The sequence below is a fragment of the Aeromonas sp. FDAARGOS 1403 genome, from assembly GCF_019047325.1.
In the GTDB taxonomy this organism is placed as follows: domain Bacteria; phylum Pseudomonadota; class Gammaproteobacteria; order Enterobacterales; family Aeromonadaceae; genus Aeromonas; species Aeromonas dhakensis.
On record NZ_CP077249.1, the window covers coordinates 4,431,204 to 4,451,023 of the forward strand.

The 19,820-nt window shown below is 62.0% G+C and carries 17 protein-coding genes; 11 read left to right on the forward strand and 6 right to left on the reverse strand.

Features of this window, described 5'->3' with window-relative positions; genetic code table 11:
- The first annotated feature begins 216 nt into the window (after positions 1–216).
- Positions 217–1,482: a RidA family protein gene (locus tag I6L33_RS20190; protein ID WP_216973224.1), complete on the forward strand. Its 1,266-nt coding sequence runs from the start codon at positions 217–219 to the stop codon at positions 1,480–1,482.
- A 136-nt stretch (positions 1,483–1,618) separates the two neighbouring features.
- Here the strand turns inward: I6L33_RS20190 and I6L33_RS20195 are convergent, their stop codons facing one another.
- The 3 genes from I6L33_RS20195 to tkt all read right to left on the reverse strand — a co-directional run bounded on the left by I6L33_RS20195 (position 1,619) and on the right by tkt (position 4,735).
- Entirely contained in the window at positions 1,619–1,990 is a 372-nt protein-coding gene (locus tag I6L33_RS20195) for a DUF1878 family protein (RefSeq protein WP_216973225.1), read from the reverse strand.
- Positions 1,987–2,454 (reverse strand): hypothetical protein, encoded by a 468-nt coding sequence (locus I6L33_RS20200; RefSeq protein ID WP_216973226.1) that lies wholly within the window; start codon positions 2,452–2,454, stop codon positions 1,987–1,989. Before I6L33_RS20200 ends, I6L33_RS20195 begins: the two co-directional genes overlap by 4 nt.
- Positions 2,455–2,743: 289 nt before the next feature.
- Positions 2,744–4,735, reverse strand: coding sequence for a transketolase (gene tkt, locus I6L33_RS20205; RefSeq protein WP_017765042.1), 1,992 nt, complete (start codon positions 4,733–4,735; stop codon positions 2,744–2,746).
- 342 nt (positions 4,736–5,077) lie between these two features.
- Here tkt and metK point away from each other — a divergent pair, with 342 nt between their 5' ends.
- The 5 genes from metK (at position 5,078) to gshB (ending at position 9,537) form a co-directional block, all read left to right on the forward strand.
- A complete protein-coding gene (gene metK / locus I6L33_RS20210) occupies positions 5,078–6,229 on the forward strand; it encodes a methionine adenosyltransferase (protein WP_005303314.1) in 1,152 nt (383 codons plus the stop codon).
- Positions 6,230–6,298: 69 nt separating this feature from the next.
- Positions 6,299–6,832 carry a SprT family zinc-dependent metalloprotease gene (locus I6L33_RS20215; RefSeq protein ID WP_216973227.1) on the forward strand — a complete coding sequence of 178 codons (534 nt, stop codon included), beginning with the start codon at positions 6,299–6,301 and terminating at the stop codon, positions 6,830–6,832.
- 73 nt (positions 6,833–6,905) lie between these two features.
- The gene (locus I6L33_RS20220) at positions 6,906–7,607 is read left to right on the forward strand and encodes an endonuclease (RefSeq protein WP_216973228.1); all 702 of its coding nucleotides are present in this window, start codon (positions 6,906–6,908) and stop codon (positions 7,605–7,607) included.
- 130 nt (positions 7,608–7,737) lie between these two features.
- Positions 7,738–8,469 (forward strand): 16S rRNA (uracil(1498)-N(3))-methyltransferase, encoded by a 732-nt coding sequence (rsmE, locus tag I6L33_RS20225; protein ID WP_216973229.1) that lies wholly within the window; start codon positions 7,738–7,740, stop codon positions 8,467–8,469.
- A gap of 114 nt (positions 8,470–8,583) precedes the next feature.
- The gene (gene gshB, locus I6L33_RS20230; RefSeq protein WP_043171821.1) at positions 8,584–9,537 is read left to right on the forward strand and encodes a glutathione synthase; all 954 of its coding nucleotides are present in this window, start codon (positions 8,584–8,586) and stop codon (positions 9,535–9,537) included.
- A 105-nt stretch (positions 9,538–9,642) separates the two neighbouring features.
- On the opposite strand, the gene I6L33_RS20235 is transcribed toward gshB, so the two are convergent.
- Positions 9,643–11,268, reverse strand: coding sequence for a methyl-accepting chemotaxis protein (locus tag I6L33_RS20235; protein ID WP_216973230.1), 1,626 nt, complete (start codon positions 11,266–11,268; stop codon positions 9,643–9,645).
- Between the two features lie 118 nt (positions 11,269–11,386).
- On the opposite strand from I6L33_RS20235, the gene I6L33_RS20240 reads away from it, so the two are divergent.
- Both I6L33_RS20240 and ruvX read left to right on the forward strand, forming a co-directional pair.
- Positions 11,387–11,941 carry a YqgE/AlgH family protein gene (locus I6L33_RS20240; protein WP_005303325.1) on the forward strand — a complete coding sequence of 185 codons (555 nt, stop codon included), beginning with the start codon at positions 11,387–11,389 and terminating at the stop codon, positions 11,939–11,941.
- Positions 11,942–11,987: 46 nt separating this feature from the next.
- Entirely contained in the window at positions 11,988–12,410 is a 423-nt protein-coding gene (gene ruvX / locus I6L33_RS20245; protein WP_005303327.1) for a Holliday junction resolvase RuvX, read from the forward strand.
- 45 nt (positions 12,411–12,455) lie between these two features.
- Here the strand turns inward: ruvX and dtpB are convergent, their stop codons facing one another.
- Together dtpB and blaAQU are read right to left on the reverse strand one after the other, a co-directional pair.
- Entirely contained in the window at positions 12,456–13,958 is a 1,503-nt protein-coding gene (gene dtpB / locus I6L33_RS20250; RefSeq protein ID WP_005303329.1) for a dipeptide/tripeptide permease DtpB, read from the reverse strand.
- A gap of 555 nt (positions 13,959–14,513) precedes the next feature.
- Positions 14,514–15,665 (reverse strand): AQU family class C beta-lactamase, encoded by a 1,152-nt coding sequence (gene blaAQU / locus I6L33_RS20255; RefSeq protein ID WP_215269943.1) that lies wholly within the window; start codon positions 15,663–15,665, stop codon positions 14,514–14,516.
- 218 nt (positions 15,666–15,883) lie between these two features.
- Here blaAQU and I6L33_RS20260 point away from each other — a divergent pair, with 218 nt between their 5' ends.
- From I6L33_RS20260 to I6L33_RS20270, 3 genes are read left to right on the forward strand one after another with little or no spacing between them, the layout of a single operon-like run.
- Positions 15,884–16,804, forward strand: a complete 921-nt coding sequence (locus I6L33_RS20260; RefSeq protein WP_005298498.1) for a MoxR family ATPase — start codon at positions 15,884–15,886, stop codon at positions 16,802–16,804.
- A complete protein-coding gene (locus I6L33_RS20265) occupies positions 16,804–17,790 on the forward strand; it encodes a DUF58 domain-containing protein (RefSeq protein ID WP_216973231.1) in 987 nt (328 codons plus the stop codon). Before I6L33_RS20260 ends, I6L33_RS20265 begins: the two co-directional genes overlap by 1 nt.
- The gene (locus I6L33_RS20270; protein ID WP_216973232.1) at positions 17,777–19,750 is read left to right on the forward strand and encodes a DUF3488 and transglutaminase-like domain-containing protein; all 1,974 of its coding nucleotides are present in this window, start codon (positions 17,777–17,779) and stop codon (positions 19,748–19,750) included. Before I6L33_RS20265 ends, I6L33_RS20270 begins: the two co-directional genes overlap by 14 nt.
- The last annotated feature ends 70 nt before the right edge of the window (positions 19,751–19,820 follow it).

The window sequence follows — 19,820 nt, forward strand, 5'->3', positions numbered from 1 at the left end:
CAACCCAATCCATACCTCTGTTATCCGATCGCCTGCACTGGCGACCTTGACTCAATATGCGAGGCGATGTTTGCCACCCGTCATAATTGGCGGGAATGGCCGGCTATTGCCGAAATAAAGAGGAGAGCCCGCTCGCTGGCGAGCCGGGCGGCCATCAGAAGATGAGGGAGGGTGACCCGTACCTACACCAATAATGATTGAAAAAGGAGTATCGCCATGAGTGGTACCATCATCAAGTCAGCCAGAAATACCGCCAATGCACCGCAGGATCTGAGCCCCAGCACCCAGAGCGTGGCGTTCTCCCACTACAACAATATCTCCGCCCAGCTGCCGGTCGACCCGAAAACGGGCGCACTGGTCGCAGGGGATATCAAGGCGCAGGCCAGACAGTGCCTCACCAATATCAAGGCCATCGTCGAGAGCATCGATCATGTGATGGATGACGTGGTCAAAATCACTGTATTTCTCAAAGAGATTGCCGATCTCGACGCGGTCAACGCCGTCTATGGCGAGTTCTTCCCCCACCTGCTGCCGACTCGCACAGTGCTGGCGGTGGCCGGTCTGCCGCTCGGCGCCGCCGTGCAGATGGACGCGCTCATCTCCAACGGCGAAGGCACCTTCCCGCAGGCCCCCTGCCCGCTGCTGAAGCTCTCTCGCAACAGCGACAAGGCGCCGCAGGATCCGCACTCGACCCATACCGTCGCCTTCTCCCACTACAACAATATCGGTGCCCAGCTGCCGGTCGATGCCGCGTCGGGCCAGCTGGTCGCCGGCGGTATCCAGCAGCAGGCGGAACAGTGCCTGCGCAACATCAAGCACGTGCTGGAGAGCATCGATGTACCGTTTGACGATATTGTCAAGGTCACCGTCTATCTGACCAGCCTGGCCGATCTGGACGCCGTCAACGACGTCTACACCACCTTCTTCCCGGACTCCGCGATTGCCCGCGCCGTCGCCTATCTGCCGGCGCGCAGCGTGATCGTGGCCGCCGCCCTGCCGCTGGGCGCCCGGGTGCAGATGGATGCGGTCATCTCCCACGGTGACGGCACCCCGCCGCAGCTGGTGGAAGACAGACACAATCTGGTGATCAGCGCCCGCAACACCGACAAGGCACCGCGCAGCCCGCTGCACACCCAGACCGTCGCCTTCTCCCACTACAACCACATCGCCGGCCAGTTGCCGGTTGATCTGGCCACCGGCAAGATCCTGACCGGTTGTGTCAAGGAGCAGACCGCCCAGTGCCTCGGCCATATCAAGACCATCGTCGAGAGCATCGGCCATGTGATGGACGATATCGTCAAGGTCAATATCCAGCTGAAGAACATCGCGGATCTGGCGGAGGTGGATGCCATCTACACCAAATACTTCCCGGCCTACCTGCCGGCCCGCACCGTGATTGGCGTGAGCGAGCTGCCCGGTGGCGCCCTGGTGCAGATTGATGCTGTGATGTCCAACGCGGAAAGTACCCCGCCGCAGGCATAAGACATGCCCTGAATAATATAAAGAGACCGGCTATATGCCGGTCTCTTTTTAGGTAATACGAAGGGATATGATTTTAATGGTATCAACTTAAAAAACGCGAACGTCCGATTACGCTTCGCTAATCGAACCTACGAACTCATCTTCGAGTGATTGAGTGAAATTCAATTGGAGTTGATGGTTCGAAACTCATTGCATAACCATGGCATACCTCTACCCATTGATGGTTGTTATAAAAAGCCAAGATAATTGATTTGACCGTTTGATAACCTATCGAAAATTCGTTTCTCAAAGCATGCTCAAACTCTGACCAATTGATGGTTTCTCCAGAGTTCAACTTCTCATCATATATTTGGAATATATCGTGAGCTTTATCTAATTGAGCCTCATCCCACCCCATAGATAAAATTAGAGATTGAACGGGATAACGTTCAAAATCAATACACTCAGACAGAATAGATATATGATACTCAAGTTTATTGAGCTTTAAAATTACATCATCAACATTCATGCTTTACCCTCCAATGAAAATATACGCGTTCCAGATTGAGAAATTGCATCCTGCACCAAGCTTTGTAGATCATGTGTATCACTAGGATTAATATTCTTTGAATTCAAACCTAATTCATAGTTATTTAACTTGCGTTGTGCATTCGTTAATATTAAGCGAATATCGCCATCAAGACCGTTTGAATCCAATGCCCCTAGAGAAAAATCAAAATGTGACTTAATATTTAATATTAACTCGTTAACCTTTAAACCTCTTGGAATATTGGAAGAACTTGTAGGCAACATGCGAATATCATCTTGAGCCCTTTTTAGCCTTTCAGAAGAACCTAATAGATTAATTTTACGAACATCACACTTAATCTGTTCTTTGTAATTTTTTGTCTTTCTCGCTTGAATTATCGTTATTCCTGTTGCGATAACTGTTACCACTGTTCCGATAAGAGTTATCATACTATCTGTTGTCAAAACAGCGCTCCCTTTAGCGATGCTACACAGAAAAAACATGAGCGCAGGATGTGCACCCTATTTTCGTCCTACAACTCAAGAAGTATTAACATATCTAAGCGTACCGAATGACTCTAAAAAGGGAAGCCAAACTTTATTAAAAGACAACACAGATCAACTTATTCCTGAAATACGGTTAAAGATATTCTGTTTTACACCTAAAGAAACGCCCCCCATCTTGCGATGGAGGGCGTTTTATTTTCCGACTATTGGGCCTGCGCGACCCAACGTTCAGGAATTACAGGGGCTATTACAGGGACTCTGCGGTCGCAACCACGTTTTCCACGGTAAAGCCGAATTCCTTGAACAGCAGCTCGGCCGGCGCGGACTCACCGAAGGAGCGCATGCCGATGATCTTGCCGCCAAAGCCCACGTACTTGTACCAGTAGTCGGCGATGCCGGCTTCGATGGCCACACGCTTGGTGACGGAGGACGGCAGCACGGACTCTTTGTACTCGGCAGACTGGGCGTCGAACACGTCGGTAGACGGCAGAGAGACCACGCGCACGGCACGGCCCTTGGCAGTCAGCTGCTCATAGGCGGCCACCGCCAGTTCCACTTCGGAACCGGTGGCGATCAGGATCAGCTCAGGGGTACCGGCGCAATCCTTCAGCACGTAGCCACCCTTGGCGGTGTCGGCCAGCTGCTGGGCGGTGCGGTCCATCTGGGCCAGGTTCTGACGAGAGAAGATCAGAGAGGTCGGGCCGTCGGTACGCTCGATGGCGTGTTTCCAGGCGATGGCGGATTCAACCTGGTCACACGGACGCCAGGTGCTCATGTTCGGGGTCAGACGCAAGGAGGCGATCTGCTCGACCGGCTGGTGAGTCGGGCCATCTTCACCCAGACCGATGGAGTCGTGGGTGTAAACGAAGATGGAACGCTGCTTCATCAGGGCGGCCATGCGCAGGGCGTTGCGGGCGTACTCCATGAACATCAGGAAGGTGGCGCCGTAGGGGATGAAACCACCGTGCAGGGCGATGCCGTTCATGATGGCGGACATGCCGAACTCGCGTACACCGTAGTGGATGTAGTTGCCGGAGGCATCGTCGTTGGTCAGGGACTTGGAGCCGGACCACATGGTCAGGTTGGACGGAGCCAGGTCGGCAGAACCACCCATGAATTCCGGCAGCAGCTTGCCGAAGGCTTCCAGTGCGTTCTGGGACGCTTTACGGGTGGCGATCTTGGCCGGGTTGGCCTGCAGGTTTTCGATGATCTTGGCGGAGTCGGCAGCCCAGTTGGCCGGCAAGTCGCCTGCGGTGCGGCGCTTGAACTCGGCAGCCAGTGCCGGGTGAGCGGCTTCATAGGCGGCGAACTTGGCAGCCCAGTCGGATTCCAGCTTGGCGCCCTTCTCTTGACCGTTCCACTCGGCAGCGATGTCGGCCGGGATAACGAACGGTGCGTGGTCCCACTTCAGGAAGGCACGAGCGGCGGCGATCTCGTCGTTGCCCAGCGGTGAGCCGTGGCAGTCGTGAGAACCGGATTTGTTCGGGGAACCGTAACCGATGATGGTGCGGCAGCAGATCAGGGTCGGCTTGCCGGTCTCTGCCTTGGCGGCTTCGATGGCAGCGTTGATCGCTTCCGGGCTGTGACCGTCAACGGCCGGGATGACGTGCCAGCCGTAGGCTTCGAAGCGCTTGACGGTGTCGTCGGTGAACCAGCCTTCCACGTGACCGTCGATGGAGATGCCGTTGTCATCCCAGAACGCGATCAGCTTGCCCAGTTGCAGGGTACCGGCCAGGGAGCAAGCCTCGTGGGAGATACCTTCCATCAGGCAGCCGTCGCCCATGAAGGCGTAGGTGTAGTGGTCAACGATGTCGTGACCCGGCTGGTTGAACTGCTCGGCCATGGCCTTCTCGGCGATCGCCATGCCCACGGCGTTGGTGATGCCCTGACCCAGCGGACCGGTAGTGGTCTCAACACCCGGCGCGTAACCGTACTCCGGGTGACCCGGGGTGCGAGAGTGCAGCTGGCGGAAGTTTTTCAGATCGTCGATGGAGAGGTCATAACCGGAGAGGTGCAGCAGGGAGTACAGCAGCATGGAGCCGTGGCCGTTGGAGAGGATGAAACGGTCGCGGTCGGCCCACTTGGGGTTGTTCGGGTTATGTTTCAGGTGGCTGCGCCACAATACTTCGGCGATATCCGCCATTCCCATGGGGGCGCCCGGGTGACCGGAGTTGGCTTTTTGAACGGCATCCATACTCAATGCGCGAATGGCATTGGCAAGCTCTTTACGAGAAGGCATCTGTATCTCCTGCGATTGCTTCATTTGATGGCCAAGATTAAGGCGCGTCATTGTCCCAGCAGGGGGCGCGGCGTGCAAATATTATCTGGGCGAATAAAGCCGCTTTGGGAGCTCAATCGCTTTTCTTGACGGGGCAAACGATTGAGTCATGACCACTATCTACCCCAAATGGGGTGAAGAACGGATCTTGTTCGGCCAGGGGGCGGCAAAACCAAAATAGTGCTGGCAATCGAGGGGGTCGCTAACTAAAATGGACGTCCAGATGTAGATACCTCTACAATCATCCTATCATCACCCGGTTATTGCTGCGGCGATAACCCCAGACAAGCTGAGAATCCCATCATGGCAAAGCTGTTTACTTCCGAGTCGGTCTCCGAAGGCCATCCCGACAAGATTGCGGATCAGATCTCCGATGCGGTCCTGGACGCCATCCTCAAGCAAGACACCAAGGCACGCGTTGCCTGCGAGACCCTGGTCAAGACCGGCATGGTCATGGTGGCCGGTGAAGTAACCACCACCGCCTGGGTAGACATCGAGCAGATCGTGCGCGACACCGTGCGCGAGATCGGCTACACCCACTCCGACATGGGCTTCGATGCCGACTCCTGCGCCGTGCTGAACGCCATCGGCAAGCAGTCCCCGGACATCAACCAGGGCGTTGACCGCAGCGATCCGCTGGAACAGGGCGCGGGCGACCAGGGCCTGATGTTCGGCTACGCCACCAACGAAACCGACGTGCTGATGCCGGCTCCCATCACCTACTCCCACCTGCTGGTGAAGCGTCAGGCCGAAGTGCGCAAGAACGGCACCCTGCCGTGGCTGCGTCCGGATGCCAAGAGCCAGCTGACCTTCGCCTACGACGACGCCGGCAAGATCATCGGTGTGGATGCCGTGGTGCTCTCTACCCAGCACGCCGAATCCATCAGCCACAAAGACTTGGTTGAAGCGGTGCGCGAAGAGATCATCAAGCCGGTGCTGCCGGCCGAGTGGATCAACAAGGACACCAAATACTTCATCAACCCGACCGGCCGTTTCGTCATCGGCGGCCCCATGGGTGACTGCGGTCTGACCGGTCGCAAGATCATCGTCGACACCTACGGCGGCATGGCCCGTCACGGTGGTGGCGCCTTCTCCGGCAAGGATCCGTCCAAGGTTGACCGCTCCGCTGCCTACGCCGCCCGCTACGTGGCCAAGAACATCGTCGCCGCCGGTCTGGCCGATCGCTGTGAAGTGCAGGTCTCCTACGCCATCGGCGTGGCCGAGCCGACCTCCATCAGCGTCGAAACCTTCGGCACTGCCAAGGTGGCCGAGGATCTGCTGGTCAAGCTGGTGCGCGAGCACTTCGAACTGCGTCCGTACGGCCTGATCCAGATGCTGGATCTCAAGCGCCCGATCTACCAGGCCACTGCCGCCTACGGTCACTTCGGTCGCAACGAGTTCCCGTGGGAGCAGACCGACAAGGCCGAACTGCTGCGTTCCGCCGCCGGCCTGTAAGCGTCGCGCTTGTGGTATAAAGGGGAGCCTGGCTCCCCTTTTGCTTGTCCGCCATTTGCCGAGAACCCGATGTCCGCCACCGCTACCCGCCTCGACCCCACCCTGCACCAGCAGCTGCTCGCGCGCGTCGACGCCTGTTTTGTGCAGGCCGAAGCACGCCTTGGCCGCTCCTTTCCCCGCCCGCAGGTGCACTGCAACATGCGCGGTCGGGCGGCGGGTTCGGCGCGGCTGCAGACCTGGGAGCTGCGCTTCAACCCGGCCCTCTATCAGGCCAACCAGCAGGCGTTTCTGGCCGAGGTGGTGCCCCACGAGGTGGCCCATCTGCTGGTCTATGCCCTGTGGGGCGAAGGGCGTGGCAGATCGCGGGTGCTGCCTCACGGCCGCCAGTGGCAATCAGTGATGCGGGAGCTGTTCGGCCTCGAGCCCAGAACCACCCACAGCTTCGATCTGGCGGTACTGGCGCAGCCGACCATCCCCTATCGCTGCCTCTGCCAGCAGCACCAGCTGTCGGTGCGCCGCCACAACAAGGTGGTGCGCGGCGAGGCCCGCTACCACTGCCGTCGCTGCAAGCAGCCGCTGGAGCGGGTCGTCACCTCGCAGTAAGCCAGCCGGTGTCGCGCCCTTGTGGTAGGGTGCCCGCCATCGTTCGTCTATCATCCCGTTTGCAAGGAATCCCATGCGTCTCATCTCTTCCCTCGCCCTGACCCTGCTGGCCGGTTTGCCGCTGCTCAGCGCGCCCCTGCATGCCCAGACCTTTCGCGAAGCCAAGCAGGATCTGGTCAAGCTCTACCGGAGCCAGCCCGCTGTCACCACCATCTACTGCGGCTGCAACATCGACTACCAGGGCAAGAAAATGAGCCCGGATCTGGCCAGTTGCGGCTATGAGCCGCGCAAGCAGCCCAAGCGCGCCGCCCGCATCGAGTGGGAACACGTGGTGCCGGCCTGGGAGTTCGGCCACCAGCTCAAGTGCTGGCAGCAGGGCGGCCGCAAGAACTGCGGCAAGAGCGACGAGTTCAACCAGATGGAGGGGGACATGCACAACCTCTTCCCCGCCGTTGGCGAAGTGAACGGCGATCGGGCCAACTTCCGCTTCTCCGACTGGAACGGCACCCCGGATCAGTACGGCCAGTGCCGGATGCTGGTGGATTTCAAGGAGCGCCGGGTGCAGCCACCCAAGGGGCCGGTACGGGGCCAGATTGCCCGCGCCTACCTCTACATGAGCCAGCAGTATGGGCTGCGTCTGGCGGCGCAACAGCGTAAACTGTTCGAAGCCTGGGACAGGCAGTACCCGGCCGACGGCTGGGAGTGCGAGCGCAATCGCCGCATCGGCAAGCTGCAGGGCAATACCAACCCCTTTATTGAAAAGCAGTGCCAGTAACCCCATTTGACCTGGGAGGGGGATCGCCCCCTCTTATCATGAAACCCTTCACCCTCTGTCTCGTGAGCCTTGCTCGCCGCCGTGCAGTAGGATATTGAAGGGTTTCCAAGCAAGAGACTGACTATCAGCCATGCGTATTCCACGTATCTATGAACCGGCCGCCCTGCAGGTGGGCCAGACCCTCGCCCTGTCGGAAGACGGCGCCAACCACATCGGCCGGGTGCTGCGCATGCAGCCGGGTCAGCAGCTCGAGCTGTTCAACGGCGACGGCAACCAGTACCCCGCCACCATCGCCAATGTGGGCAAGAAGTCCGTTGAGGTGACCATCGACAGCTGCGAGCAACGCTCGGTGGAGTCACCGCTGGCCATCCACCTCGGTCAGGTGATCAGCCGCGGCGACAAGATGGACTTCACCATCCAGAAATCGGTGGAGCTGGGCGTCACCTGCATCACCCCGCTCTTCTCCGAGCGCTGCGGCGTCAAGCTGCCGGCCGATCGGCTGGAGAAAAAACGCGAACAGTGGCAGAAGGTGGTGATCAGCGCCTGCGAGCAGTGCGGCCGCAATACCGTGCCCGAGGTGCGCATGCCGATGGAGCTGGACGCCTGGCTGGCGGAAGAGACCAAGGAGCTCAAGCTCAACCTGCACCCGCGCGCCCCTTACAACATCAACACCTTGCCGGTTCCCGAGCATGGCGTGCGGCTGCTGATCGGCCCGGAAGGGGGCTTGTCGAGCGACGAGATCGCCCGTACCGTGCAGGAAGATTTCAAGGAGATGCTGCTGGGGCCGCGGGTGCTGCGCACCGAAACCGCCGCCCTGACCGCGATTACTGCGCTGCAGTGCCGCTTCGGCGATCTCGCTTGATACCATAGGCCGCATCGATCAGCCCCATGGCAACATCGATGCAGCCTCAAGCGGCCGATTACGCTGCGCTAATCGACCCTACAACCCCCTCGAGCCATTAAGAAGGAACAGCGGATGACCATTAAACTCGGCATCGTGATGGACCCCATCTCGGCCATCAACATCAAGAAGGACTCCAGCTTCGCCATGCTCGAAGAGGCGCAAAAGCGCGGCTACGAGCTGTTCTATCTGGAGATGAAGGATCTCTACATGGAGGGCGGTCGCGCCTTCGGCACCATGCGTCCGCTCACCGTCAAATATGACTATGCCGACTGGTACAGCCTGGGCGAGGTGGTGGATCAGCCGCTCTCCAGCCTGGACGTGATCCTGATGCGCAAGGATCCCCCCTTCGACACCGAGTTCATCTACGCCACCTACATGCTGGAGCGGGCCGAGGACGAGGGTTGCCTCATCGTCAACAAGCCCCAGAGCCTGCGCGACGCCAACGAGAAGCTCTACACCGCCTGGTTTGCCGAACACACCCCGACCACGCTGGTGACCCGCCGCGCCGACAAGCTGCGCGCCTTCCACGCCCAGCACAAGGACGTGATCCTCAAGCCGCTGGACGGCATGGGCGGCGCCTCCATCTTCCGCATGAAGGAGGATGACGCCAACGTCGGCGTCATCATCGAGACCCTCACCGCTCACGGCAGCCAATACTGCATGGCGCAGACCTATCTGCCCGCCATCAAGGATGGCGACAAGCGGGTGCTGGTGGTGGACGGTGAGCCGGTGCCCTACTGTCTGGCCCGCATCCCGGCCCAGGGGGAGACCCGCGGCAACCTGGCGGCCGGCGGCCGTGGCGAGGCGCGCCCCCTGAGCGAGGCGGACTGGGCCATCGCCCGCGCGGTGGGCCCGACGTTGAAAGAGAAGGGGCTCATCTTCGTCGGCCTCGACATCATCGGCGATCGGCTGACCGAGATTAACGTCACCAGCCCGACCTGCATCCGCGAGATTGAAGCGGCCTTCGACGTGCACATCACCGGCATGTTGATGGACGCCATCGAGCGCCGGCTGGCCAAGGCTTAATCCGTCCCAGCCCAGCTGTGACGACAGATGATAAACAACAGAGGCGGCCCCGGGGCCGCCTCTTTTCTATCCATCCATCAATCCATCTATCCAGCGTCAGTCCCCTCAGCAGCGGAATTGCCCCACCTTCTCCTTGAGATCCCCCGACAGCTGCTCCAGCTCGTGACAGTTCTGGTTGAGCTGGGTGGCCGCCCCGGTCGACTCGGTCGCGATATGGGCGATGTTGACCACGTTGCGGGTGATCTCCTCGGCCACCTTGCTCTGCTCCTCCGCCGCCGTGGCAATCTGGGTATTCATCTCGTTTATTACGTTGACCGAGCTGACGATCTCGCCGAGCGCCTGACCACAGGCCAGCACGGTTCGGTTGGACTCCTCCACCTGTTCCAGCCCCTGCTCCATGCTGCTGGCCGCCTGATTGGCCCCCTGCTGCAACTTGACGATGGTCTTGCCGATCTCTTCGGTGGAGCGCTGGGTACGCTGGGCCAGGGTGCGCACCTCGTCGGCCACCACCGCAAAGCCACGCCCCTGATCCCCTGCCCGCGCCGCCTCGATGGCGGCGTTGAGGGCCAGCAGGTTGGTCTGCTCGGCGATGCCGCGAATGGCGTCCATCACGCTGCCGATGTCCCGGCTGTCATCCGCCAGCTGGGTGATCATGGCCGCCGTGTTCTGGATCTGGGAGGAGAGGTGTGACATGCGCGCAATGGCATCCTCCACTATCTGATGGCCGTGCCGTGCGCTGTCGTCGGCATGACGGGCCGCATCGGCCGCCTGGTTGGAGCTGTTGGCCACCTCGGCCACCGTGCTGCTCATCTGGTTCATGGCGGTCGCGGTCTGATCCGTCTCCGCCTGCTGCTGGGCAAACCGCTGGCGGCTCTCGACCCCGATATGGGCCAGCTGGGCCGATGCCCTGGCAAGCTGCTCGGCGGTCTCGTTGATCTGGGCGATGAGGCCGCGAAAATGGCGGATCACCTCGTTGAGGGAGTGCGCCAGGCTGCCCATCTCATCCTTGCGCAGCACGGGGGCCAGCCGGCTCAAGTCGAGATCCGTCTGCATGCCGCGCAGGATCTGCCCCATGGCCGCCAACGGCTGGCTGACGCTGCGCCCGGCCCAGATCCCGATGAACAGGACGCAGCCCCCCGCCACCACAAACAGCACCACAAACAGCTGGGTCAGCTGCTGCCTGAGCTGGTTGAGCTCGGCCACGTTCTCTTCCGCCTCCTGCAGCTGGAACGCCACCTGATCGCTCACCGCGTCGCTGACCGGGTCGATCACCTGATAGAGCGGCATGATGGCGGCGGCGAGCGCCGCGTTGTGTTCGCCCGGCGAGCCCTCCAGCAGCCCCATCACCTTTTCTATCTCCCGGTTGGCGGCGGTAAACAGCGCCTCCACCTTGTCCGCCCGCCTGCGCTCCTCGTCACTCATGTCGTGGCTGCGATACTGGCGCCAGATGGTGGCGATCTCCTGCTGGGCGGCGCTCATGTCGGCCTTGGAACGGGCCGGTTCGAAGCCCCCGACGTTGGCCTTGTTGGCGGCATCGATCACCTTGACCGCATAGAGATCGGCGATCTGCTTGAGCTCCTTGAGCTGGACCACCTCCCCCTGATACATGGCGTTGATGCCGGTCATCAGCCGGGACATCGCCTGGGTTGCTCCTATGACCAGCAGCAACAGCGCCAGCAGGGGAACCACACAGCCCAGGATCAACTTCTGCCTGATTGAAATACCTTCCATGGCTTTCTCTCCACTGAAACAGATTGACTGGTCTGAGCCAGCCGCCCAAAAAGCGGTTTTGCCAGACGAAGCGAGCTGCCATAATTGACTTCAAATACCTTTGCAATATTTGGCCCATATGCAAACACTGCAAAATCACTTCCTGCTCGCCATGCCGAGCCTCACCGACCCCTATTTCGAGCGCTCGCTGGTCTATCTGTGCGAGCACAACGAAGAGGGCGCCATGGGGCTGGTGGTCAATATTCCGGTGGACATGTCGCTGGAGACCATGCTGGATCAGCTCAAGCTGGCACCGCCCGCCAACCCGGAACTCAAGCAGCCGGTGCTGCAGGGGGGGCCGGTTCACGCCGATCGCGGCTTCGTGCTGCACAGCTTCCGCCCCGGTTTCAACTCCACCCTGCAGGTGGGGGATGAGCTGATGGTCACCACCTCCAAGGACATACTGGAGACCCTGGGTACCGAGGAGGCACCGGCACACTGGCTGGTGGCGCTCGGTTACGCCGGCTGGAGCGCGGGGCAACTGGAACAGGAGCTGGTGGACGGCGCCTGGCTGGTGATCCCCCCCAATCCGGATCTGGTGTTCAAGACCCCCATCCACCAGCGTTGGCAACGCGCCGCCGCCAGCATCGGGGTCAATCCCGTTCACCTGTCCAGCGACATCGGCCACGGCTGATGCAATCTGCTGTGCAATTTGCGACGCATTCTGAGGAAATTACCCAATGTCATCACGCAGTATCATGGGCTTTGACTACGGCACCAAGAGCATAGGGGTCGCCATCGGTCAGGAGCTCACCGGCACGGCCCGCCCGCTGCGCGCCCTCAAGGCCAACGACGGCATCCCCAACTGGGACGAAATAGACAAGCTGCTCAAGGAGTGGCAACCGGACCTGCTGGTGGTGGGTCTGCCGCTCAACATGGACGGCACCGAGCAGGAGATCACGGTGCGCGCCCGCAAGTTCGGCAACCGCCTGCACGGCCGTTTCGGCAAGCAGGTGGAGTTCAAGGACGAGCGGCTCACCACCACCGATGCCCGCGCCCGCCTGTTCGAACAGGGTGGCTATAGGGCGCTGGAGAAGGGGAGCGTGGATGGCGTCTCCGCCCAGCTCATCCTGGAAGCCTGGATGGAAGAGCAATACGACTGATCTGCCGGGGTGAGGCGCTCGTGCGCCTCACCCCTTCTGCCCCTCTCAGGCCTTGGCCTGCGACAGCTCCTCCTCCTCGCCATGGCGCTCACCGGCCTGCATCATGCGGTTGAGCCAGGGCACCATCAGCCCCATCACCCCCGCCACCAGCAGGGTCACCAGACCAATCTTGCCAAACACGTCCGTGTAGATGGGCAGGGTCTGCAGCGGATCCGTCACCCCTTGCGGCACCGCGGTAAAGGTCGCCACATAGCCCCCGAGCAGGGAGGCCATCGCCTGGGTCAGGAACCACATGCCGAGGATGAAGCCCATCAGCCGCTGCGGCACCAGCGCCGCCACCATGGCCAGCCCCAGGGCGCTGATCATCAGCTCCCCCAGACTCTGGAACAGATAGATGAGCACCATGAACCAGGGTGAGGTGAGTCCCTGCGCATCGGCAAACCAGATGCCGGACGCCGCCGCGGTGAGAAAACCGAGGGAACAGAACAGCATGCCCAGGGTGAACTTGAGCGGCATGGTGAGATCCCGCCCCTGGCTGCCCAGCCGGGTATAGATCATCGCCAGCACCGGGCTGCCCAGCACCACCCAGAAGGGGTTGAGCGCCTGGAAGCTGACCGGGTTGACGGTCACCCCCAGCATTTCATGGTGCATGTTGTTGATGGCAAAGAAGTTGAGCGAGGTCGGCATCTGGGCATAGAGCACGTAGAACACCACCGCCTCCAGCATCAGCACGAAGGCCACGTACATCTTGTTGCGCCCGACGCTGTCAAGCTTGAACGCCTCGCGAAAGAAGAAGACCACCACGGCCAGGGTCACCGTCATCAGCACCATGTTGGCGATCACCACGTGGTGCATCAACCAGGCGCAGAAGAAGACCAGGGCGACCGAGCCCAGCAGCACCAGCAGCAGCTTGCCGTAGTCGAGCGGCAGGTGATCGGGGGCCGAGCCTATTCCCTTGACCATGCGACGGCAGGCGAAGAAGGTGAGCAGGGCGATCACCAGGCCAACCCCGCACAGGTTGTAGGTCACTGTGTAGCCGTAGTGATCGGCCACCACGGGAGCCAGCGACAGGGAGATGAGCGAGCCGACATTGATCGACATGTAAAACAGGGTGAAGGCGCCATCCAGCCGGGGATCACCGGGCTCGTAGCACTTGGCGAGCAGGCTGGCGGGGTTGGCCTTGAACAGGCAGTTGCCGACGGCGATGGTACCCAGTGCATAGAAGATGAGATCGGGGTTGTAGATGGACATGCCGGTCATGAAGTAGCCGATGACCAGTACAATGGCCCCCAGCACCATGGTGCGCTTGGTCCCCAGAATATGGTCACCCACGTAACCGCCCACCGAGATGAGGCCGTACACCAGCGCCGAGAAGGCACCGAAGGTGATAAAGGACTGCTCCTGGGAAAAGCCCAGCTGCTGGACGAAGAACACCGCCAGCAGGCCCTGGACGCCGTAATAGCCGAAGCGCTCCCAGAGCTCGACGAAGAAGATCATGAAAAAGGGTTTTGGTTGTTGCAACAACCCGGTCGGGGTGGATGGACGCATGCTAACCTACCTGTCTGTATGTATTTTCTTATTCATGTGAGCGGCCCCGCAGCCGGGTTGGCCAGGGGTCGCAAGCTTGCTGCCGCGATGCAGACGAAGGGGGGAACAGGCCGACTGGCCCGGATGGGGTGATGCTGAGGGGGCGATGGTTTTCGCCATGCCATGAACCTCCCTGCTCGGGTCATCGATCCCTTGCTGGCGGCAGACCGAATATCGGCGGGCAACCAAAAATGGGGATCGAACGGGCCTTCCTCTCCTGCCGCGACTCGCTTCCAGTCAAGATGGCCCGGCATTCACCGCATAACGTTAAAACATCGAGCAATCATTACTATTTATGATAATTAACTACATATGAAGCAAATAAGCCGTAGATCACACTTGTAACTAAACTATCAGTGAAGTTTTCTAATACGGCGGGATTAGTTTTGTTAATCTCAAACGGGTCTTTATTTTACTGCCACCCCCAGACCAGATGACAACGCCGGGCAAAGCCCGGCGTTTTTCAGAACAGGTGGGTTACAGCAAATGGCGCCGTGACCCGCGGCCAGTGCCGACTCAGGGAGCCAGCTTGCTCAGGATGGCGTGGGCCGCCTTTACCCTCTCCTGGATGGGGTAGTTGCGGTTGGCCAGCATGACGATGCCCACTCCCTTGGCCGGCACGAAGACCACATAGGCGCCAAAGCCGTTGGTCGAGCCGGTCTTGTTGAAGAGCCGCTGGCTCCCCATCTCCTTCGGCGCGGCCGTCGTCGGATTGGCCTTCATGATCACCTGGGCCGAGTTGCCCGTCAGCAGCGTCTGCTCGCTGACCGGATAGGGGTAACTCTCCCAGCCCAGCCCCTGGGTCATCTCGCCTACCGAGTAGCGCCCCTGGTGGGTCAAAGCGATGGCCTGCTGCAATCCCTTGTCATCCACCCCGTTGATGTTGGCCTTCACGAAGGCGAGCAGATCAGCCGAGCTGGTCTTGATGCCGTAGGCCTCGTCCGCCAGCACCCCTGGCGTGACCCTGATGGGCTTGTCCTCTTTCGAATAGCCATAGGCGTAGTTCGCCATCGCCTGCTTCGGCACATTGATATAGGTGTGATGCAGGCCGAGCCCGGGCAGCAGGGTCTGCTCCATCAACTGGGCAAACGGCTGCTGCAGACTGCTCGCCGCCAGATAGCCGAACAGGCCGATACTGGGGTTGGAGTACTGGCGATGGCTGCCTGGTTGATAGGCCGGCGTCCACTGGCGATAGTAAGCCTGCATCTGCTCGAGCGATTCCACCTCGTCGGGGAATTGCAGCGGCAGACCCCCGGCACTGTAAGTGGCAAGCTCGGCCATGGTAATGCCATCAAAGGCGGAGCCCTTGAGCCAGGGAGCGTGCCGGCTCACCTTGTCATCCAGCCCAATGCTCCCCTTGACCACAGCGTAGGCCCCCAGGGTAGCGGTCAGGGTCTTGCTGACCGAGCCAATCTCGAACAGGGTCTGCTCGCTGACCTTCTTCCCCGTCGCCAGCTCGGCAACCCCGTAGTTGAAGTAGTGAGCCTTGCCATCCTTGAGCACTGCCACCGCCATGCCCGGGATCCGTTGCTCTTTGAGCAACGGTTGGATGCTGGCATCGACCACGGAGCGCAGGGGATCGGCCGGTGAAGTGGCTTCGGCATGGGCCAGACCGGTCCACATCAGAGTGGCCACAGCCCCCCACAGGATGGTTTTTCGTTGTTTCATAGAACCTTCTCCTAAATCTATATGTAGGTTTGCTGACTCAATAACTAGCAGTGGTGAGAGCATATCTTCGAATCATGTGTGGAGTATGAAGTTCTGTGAAGCCAATGTGAAGTTGCCAACCAAACCATCCAGATTCAATGAGTTATCCATGACTTGTCCCCCTTGTCATGCCGCTGGCGTATAAGCTGTAGGGGCAACGACACCGAGGGGAGGCACCCGTGCAGACACAACCACAGATAACCCGGCTGCTGACGGCGCTGGAGCAGGTGATCCTGGGCAAGCCGCTGCAGCTCAAGATTGCCCTGGTGACCCTGCTGGCCCGCGGCCACCTGCTGATCGAGGATCTGCCCGGCATGGGCAAGACCACCCTGGCCCACGCCCTGGCGCAGGTGCTGGGGCTCGACTGCCGGCGGGTGCAGTTCACCGCCGATCTGCTGCCGGCCGACCTGCTGGGGCTGCAGATCTTTGACCCCCAGCAGCAGCAGTTTCGCTTTCACCCCGGCCCAGTCTTTGCCCAGGTGCTGCTGGCGGACGAGATCAACCGCGCCAGCCCCAAGGTGCAGAGCGCCCTGCTGGAGGCCATGGCCGAGGGCAAGGTGAGCATCGAGGGGCAGAGCCACCCGCTCCCCTCCCCCTTCTTCGTCATCGCCACCCAGAACCCGGCGGATCAATCGGGCACCTACCCCTTGCCGGAATCCCAGCTCGATCGCTTCGCGGTGCGCCTCTCTCTGGGCTTTCCGACCCCGGAGGCGGAGCGGCGGCTGCTGCGTGGGGCCAGCCAGAGCGCCCCCCTCGAACGCCAGCTCGATGCCGCAGATCTCGCCGCCCTGCAGGCCGAGGCGGCGCAGATCCACCTCGCCGATGCCACCCTCGACTACCTGCTGGCACTGGTGCAGCAGAGCCGCTTCGACGCCGAGCTGCCGCAGCCGCTCTCGCCCCGCGCCGCCCAGACCCTGCTGGCGGTGAGCCGGGCCTGGGCGCTGGTGGCGGGCCGCCGCTTCGTCAGCGTGGAGGATGTGCAGGCGGTCTTCCCCTACGTGGCCGAGCACAGGCTCAGGGGGAGCTTCGGGGTGCAGCGCGGTGAAGCCTGCCCGCTCAGCCAGCGCCTGCTGGCCCGGGTCGATCCGGATCGCCCCTGATGAACTGGCGCCAGCGCAGAGCCAGGTGGCAGCAAGGCTGGCTGGCCAGGCGCATCCCGCCGGCGCGCCAGCTCACCCTGCAGGGGCGCTGCCTGTTCATTCTGCCTACCCGGCTCGGCCTCTGCTATCTGCTGGTGATGCTGGCCATCTATCTGCTCGGCACCAACTACCAGAACAACCTGGTATTGCTGCTGGCCTACGGCCTCGGCAGCCTGTTCATGGTCACCATGTGGCTCACCCACCGCAACCTGCTGGGGCTGGCCCTGCTGGGGGGGTCTGCCGTGCTGGGAGAGGTGGGCAGCCCCTTGCCCATGCGCATCACGGTGCGCAGCGAACGGCCGTTGCAGGCACTGCAGTTTTCCCTCAATGAAGGGCGGCTTTGGCTGGCGCAGGTGGATGCGGTGCCCCAACCCCTGCTCCTGCCGGTGCTGGGTAGCCGGCGCGGGCGCCTGTCGCTGGAGAGGCTGCGAGTGGAGAGCCGCTACCCCCTCGGCCTGTTTCGCTGCTGGTCGCTGCTGGATTTGCAACTGGAGGGCTGGCTCGCCCCGGCCCCCGCGTACGGCCCCTTGCGCGGGGAGGCCGCGACCGACGCGGCGGGCAACCGGGGACAACCCACCCCGGCCTCGATGGGAGATTTCGACATGCTGCGGGCCCACCAGAGCGGCGAGCCGCTCAGCCGGGTTGCCTGGAAACAGCTCGCCCAGGGGCGCGGCCTGCTGGTGAAGCAGTTTTGCGAGCCGGGGCAGGATGATACCCACCTCTCCCTCTCCCGGGTTGGCGGCCAGGATCTCGAAGCGAGGCTGGCGGTGCTCGCCTGGTGGTGTGACGACTATGCCAAACGGGGCATTCCCTTCAGCCTGACCCTGGCGGGCCGGACGCTCGGGCCGGACAGTGGCCCCGCCTTTTTGCAGCGCTGCCAGCTGGCGCTGGCTCGCGTCGATGCCGTGGAGTCGCCGCAGGAGGTCGACCTCGATGCTGCTCGATAACCGGCGCCTGCTGCCGCTGCTCGCCCTGCTGCAGTTGCTGCTGATCCCGGCCCTCTGGCCCCAGCTGCAGCTCTGGGTGATGGCCGTCTCGCTGCTTGCCCTGGGCGTGCGGGCCATGATGCTGTGGCGGGGCTGGCGCCCACTGCCCGCCGCCGCACTGGCTCTGCTGGCCATACTGGGTGTGGCACTGCTGGGCTGGCAGTGGCGCCAGCTCGGCACCCTGCCGGCCCTCATCAACCTGCTCTGGCTCGGCTACGGTCTCAAGCTCATCGAGGTACGGCGGGAGCGGGATGTGGAGCAGGTGCTGCTGCTCGCCTTCTTTCTGGTCGCGCTGGCGCTGGTGCAGCGGCAAAGCATGGGCTGGGCCCTGGCAATGGCGGGGGCACTCTGGTTGGCGGTCACCACCCTGCTGGCGGCGGTGCAGCCCCTCGGCCAGCGACTATGGCTGCGCGCCGGCGTCACCCTGCTGCTGACCGCACCCCTGCTGCTCACTCTGTTTCTGCTGCTGCCAAGGCTACCGCCGCTCTGGCAGATGCCAAGCAGCAACCGCGCCCTCTCCGGCCTCTCGGAGGAGGTGGCCCCCGGCGACATCAACGAGCTGGTCAACTCCTCCGAGCTCGCTTTTCGCATCAGCTTCGCCTCAGCGCCCCCCCTGCCCCAGGAGCGCTACTTCCCGCTGATGCGCCAGGAGCTGTTCGATGGCCGCCGCTGGTTGTTAAGCGATGAGGTGCGCCGCTGGCAACAGTCTCAGTCCGTGCAGACGCAGCCGGCGGCCAACCCGGCGACACCGCTGCCTGCCGGCGGCTATCAGGTGATCGCCGAGCCCCAGCGCCACCGCTGGACTCTGGCCCTGGCCAACCCCGAAGTATTGAGCGGCCCGGTCACCTTGAGCCCCCTCGCCACCCTCTATCGTCGCGATCGGGGGGATAGCCGCGTCAGCTACCGGGTCAGCACGGCCGCCACGGCGCCACCAGCCAGCCAGGCGACCCGCCAGCTCAACCTGCAGTTGCCCGCCACCGGCAACCCCAAGGCGCGGGCCCACGCCCTGATGCTCAAGGCCCGCCATCCGACGCCGGAGGCGCTCGCCGCCGCCCTGCTGGGCGAGTTTCGTCAGGGCGACTTCTACTACACCCTGCAGCCACCACGGCTGGGGCAGGACGGGGTGGATGATTTTCTGTTCGAGAGCCGGCGCGGTTTTTGCGGCCACTACGCCATGGCCACCGCCTTCGTGCTACGGGCGGCCGGCATCCCGGCCAGGCTGGTGACCGGCTACCTTGGCGGCGAGTGGAATCCGAGGGGCAACTATCTGGAGGTGCACCAGTTCGACGCCCACGCCTGGGTGGAGTATCTGGATGAGCAGAACCGCTGGCAGCGGCTCGATCCCACCGCCGCGGTGGCGCCCCAGCGCATCGAGGGGGGCGTGCCGGCGGCCCTTGGCGGCGAGTTCGCCGCTGCTGACCCGCTCTCTTTGCAGCGCTATCGCAACTGGGTCCTGCTCAACCAGCTGCGCTGGTGGGGGGCCAACCTCGATTACCAATGGACCCGCTGGGTACTCAACTATGATGCGGCCAGCCTGTGGCAACAGCTGGGGCAACGCTGGCCGGCACTCTCAGGCCATACCCACTGGCTTATTCTGGCCACACTGATGGGGGTAGCCAGCCTGGTGGGCGGCCTGCTGCTCTGGCGCGGCCCGACCCCGGCCAGGCTGCGGTTATGGCAGCCCCTGCGCCGGCGCGCCGCCCGCCACGGCTGGCAACCGCAGGCGGGGGAGAGCCTGGCCAGCTGGTGCGAGCGCCTCGCCGATCTCAGACCCTCGCTGGCGCGGCCGCTGCGACAGGGGGCCTGGCTCTACCGGCGCTGGCGTTATGCCCCGCTGTCTCCCACGCAGCGCCAACGCACCCTGCACCAGTTGCGGCGCCGGCTGCACCAAATCTGCCGGCGCTGGGATGCACACGGCTGACGGCCAGGCAGCGTCAACATACCTTGTGCCAGTTGCGACGACGACTACGTCAGATCTGCCGGTGCTGGGA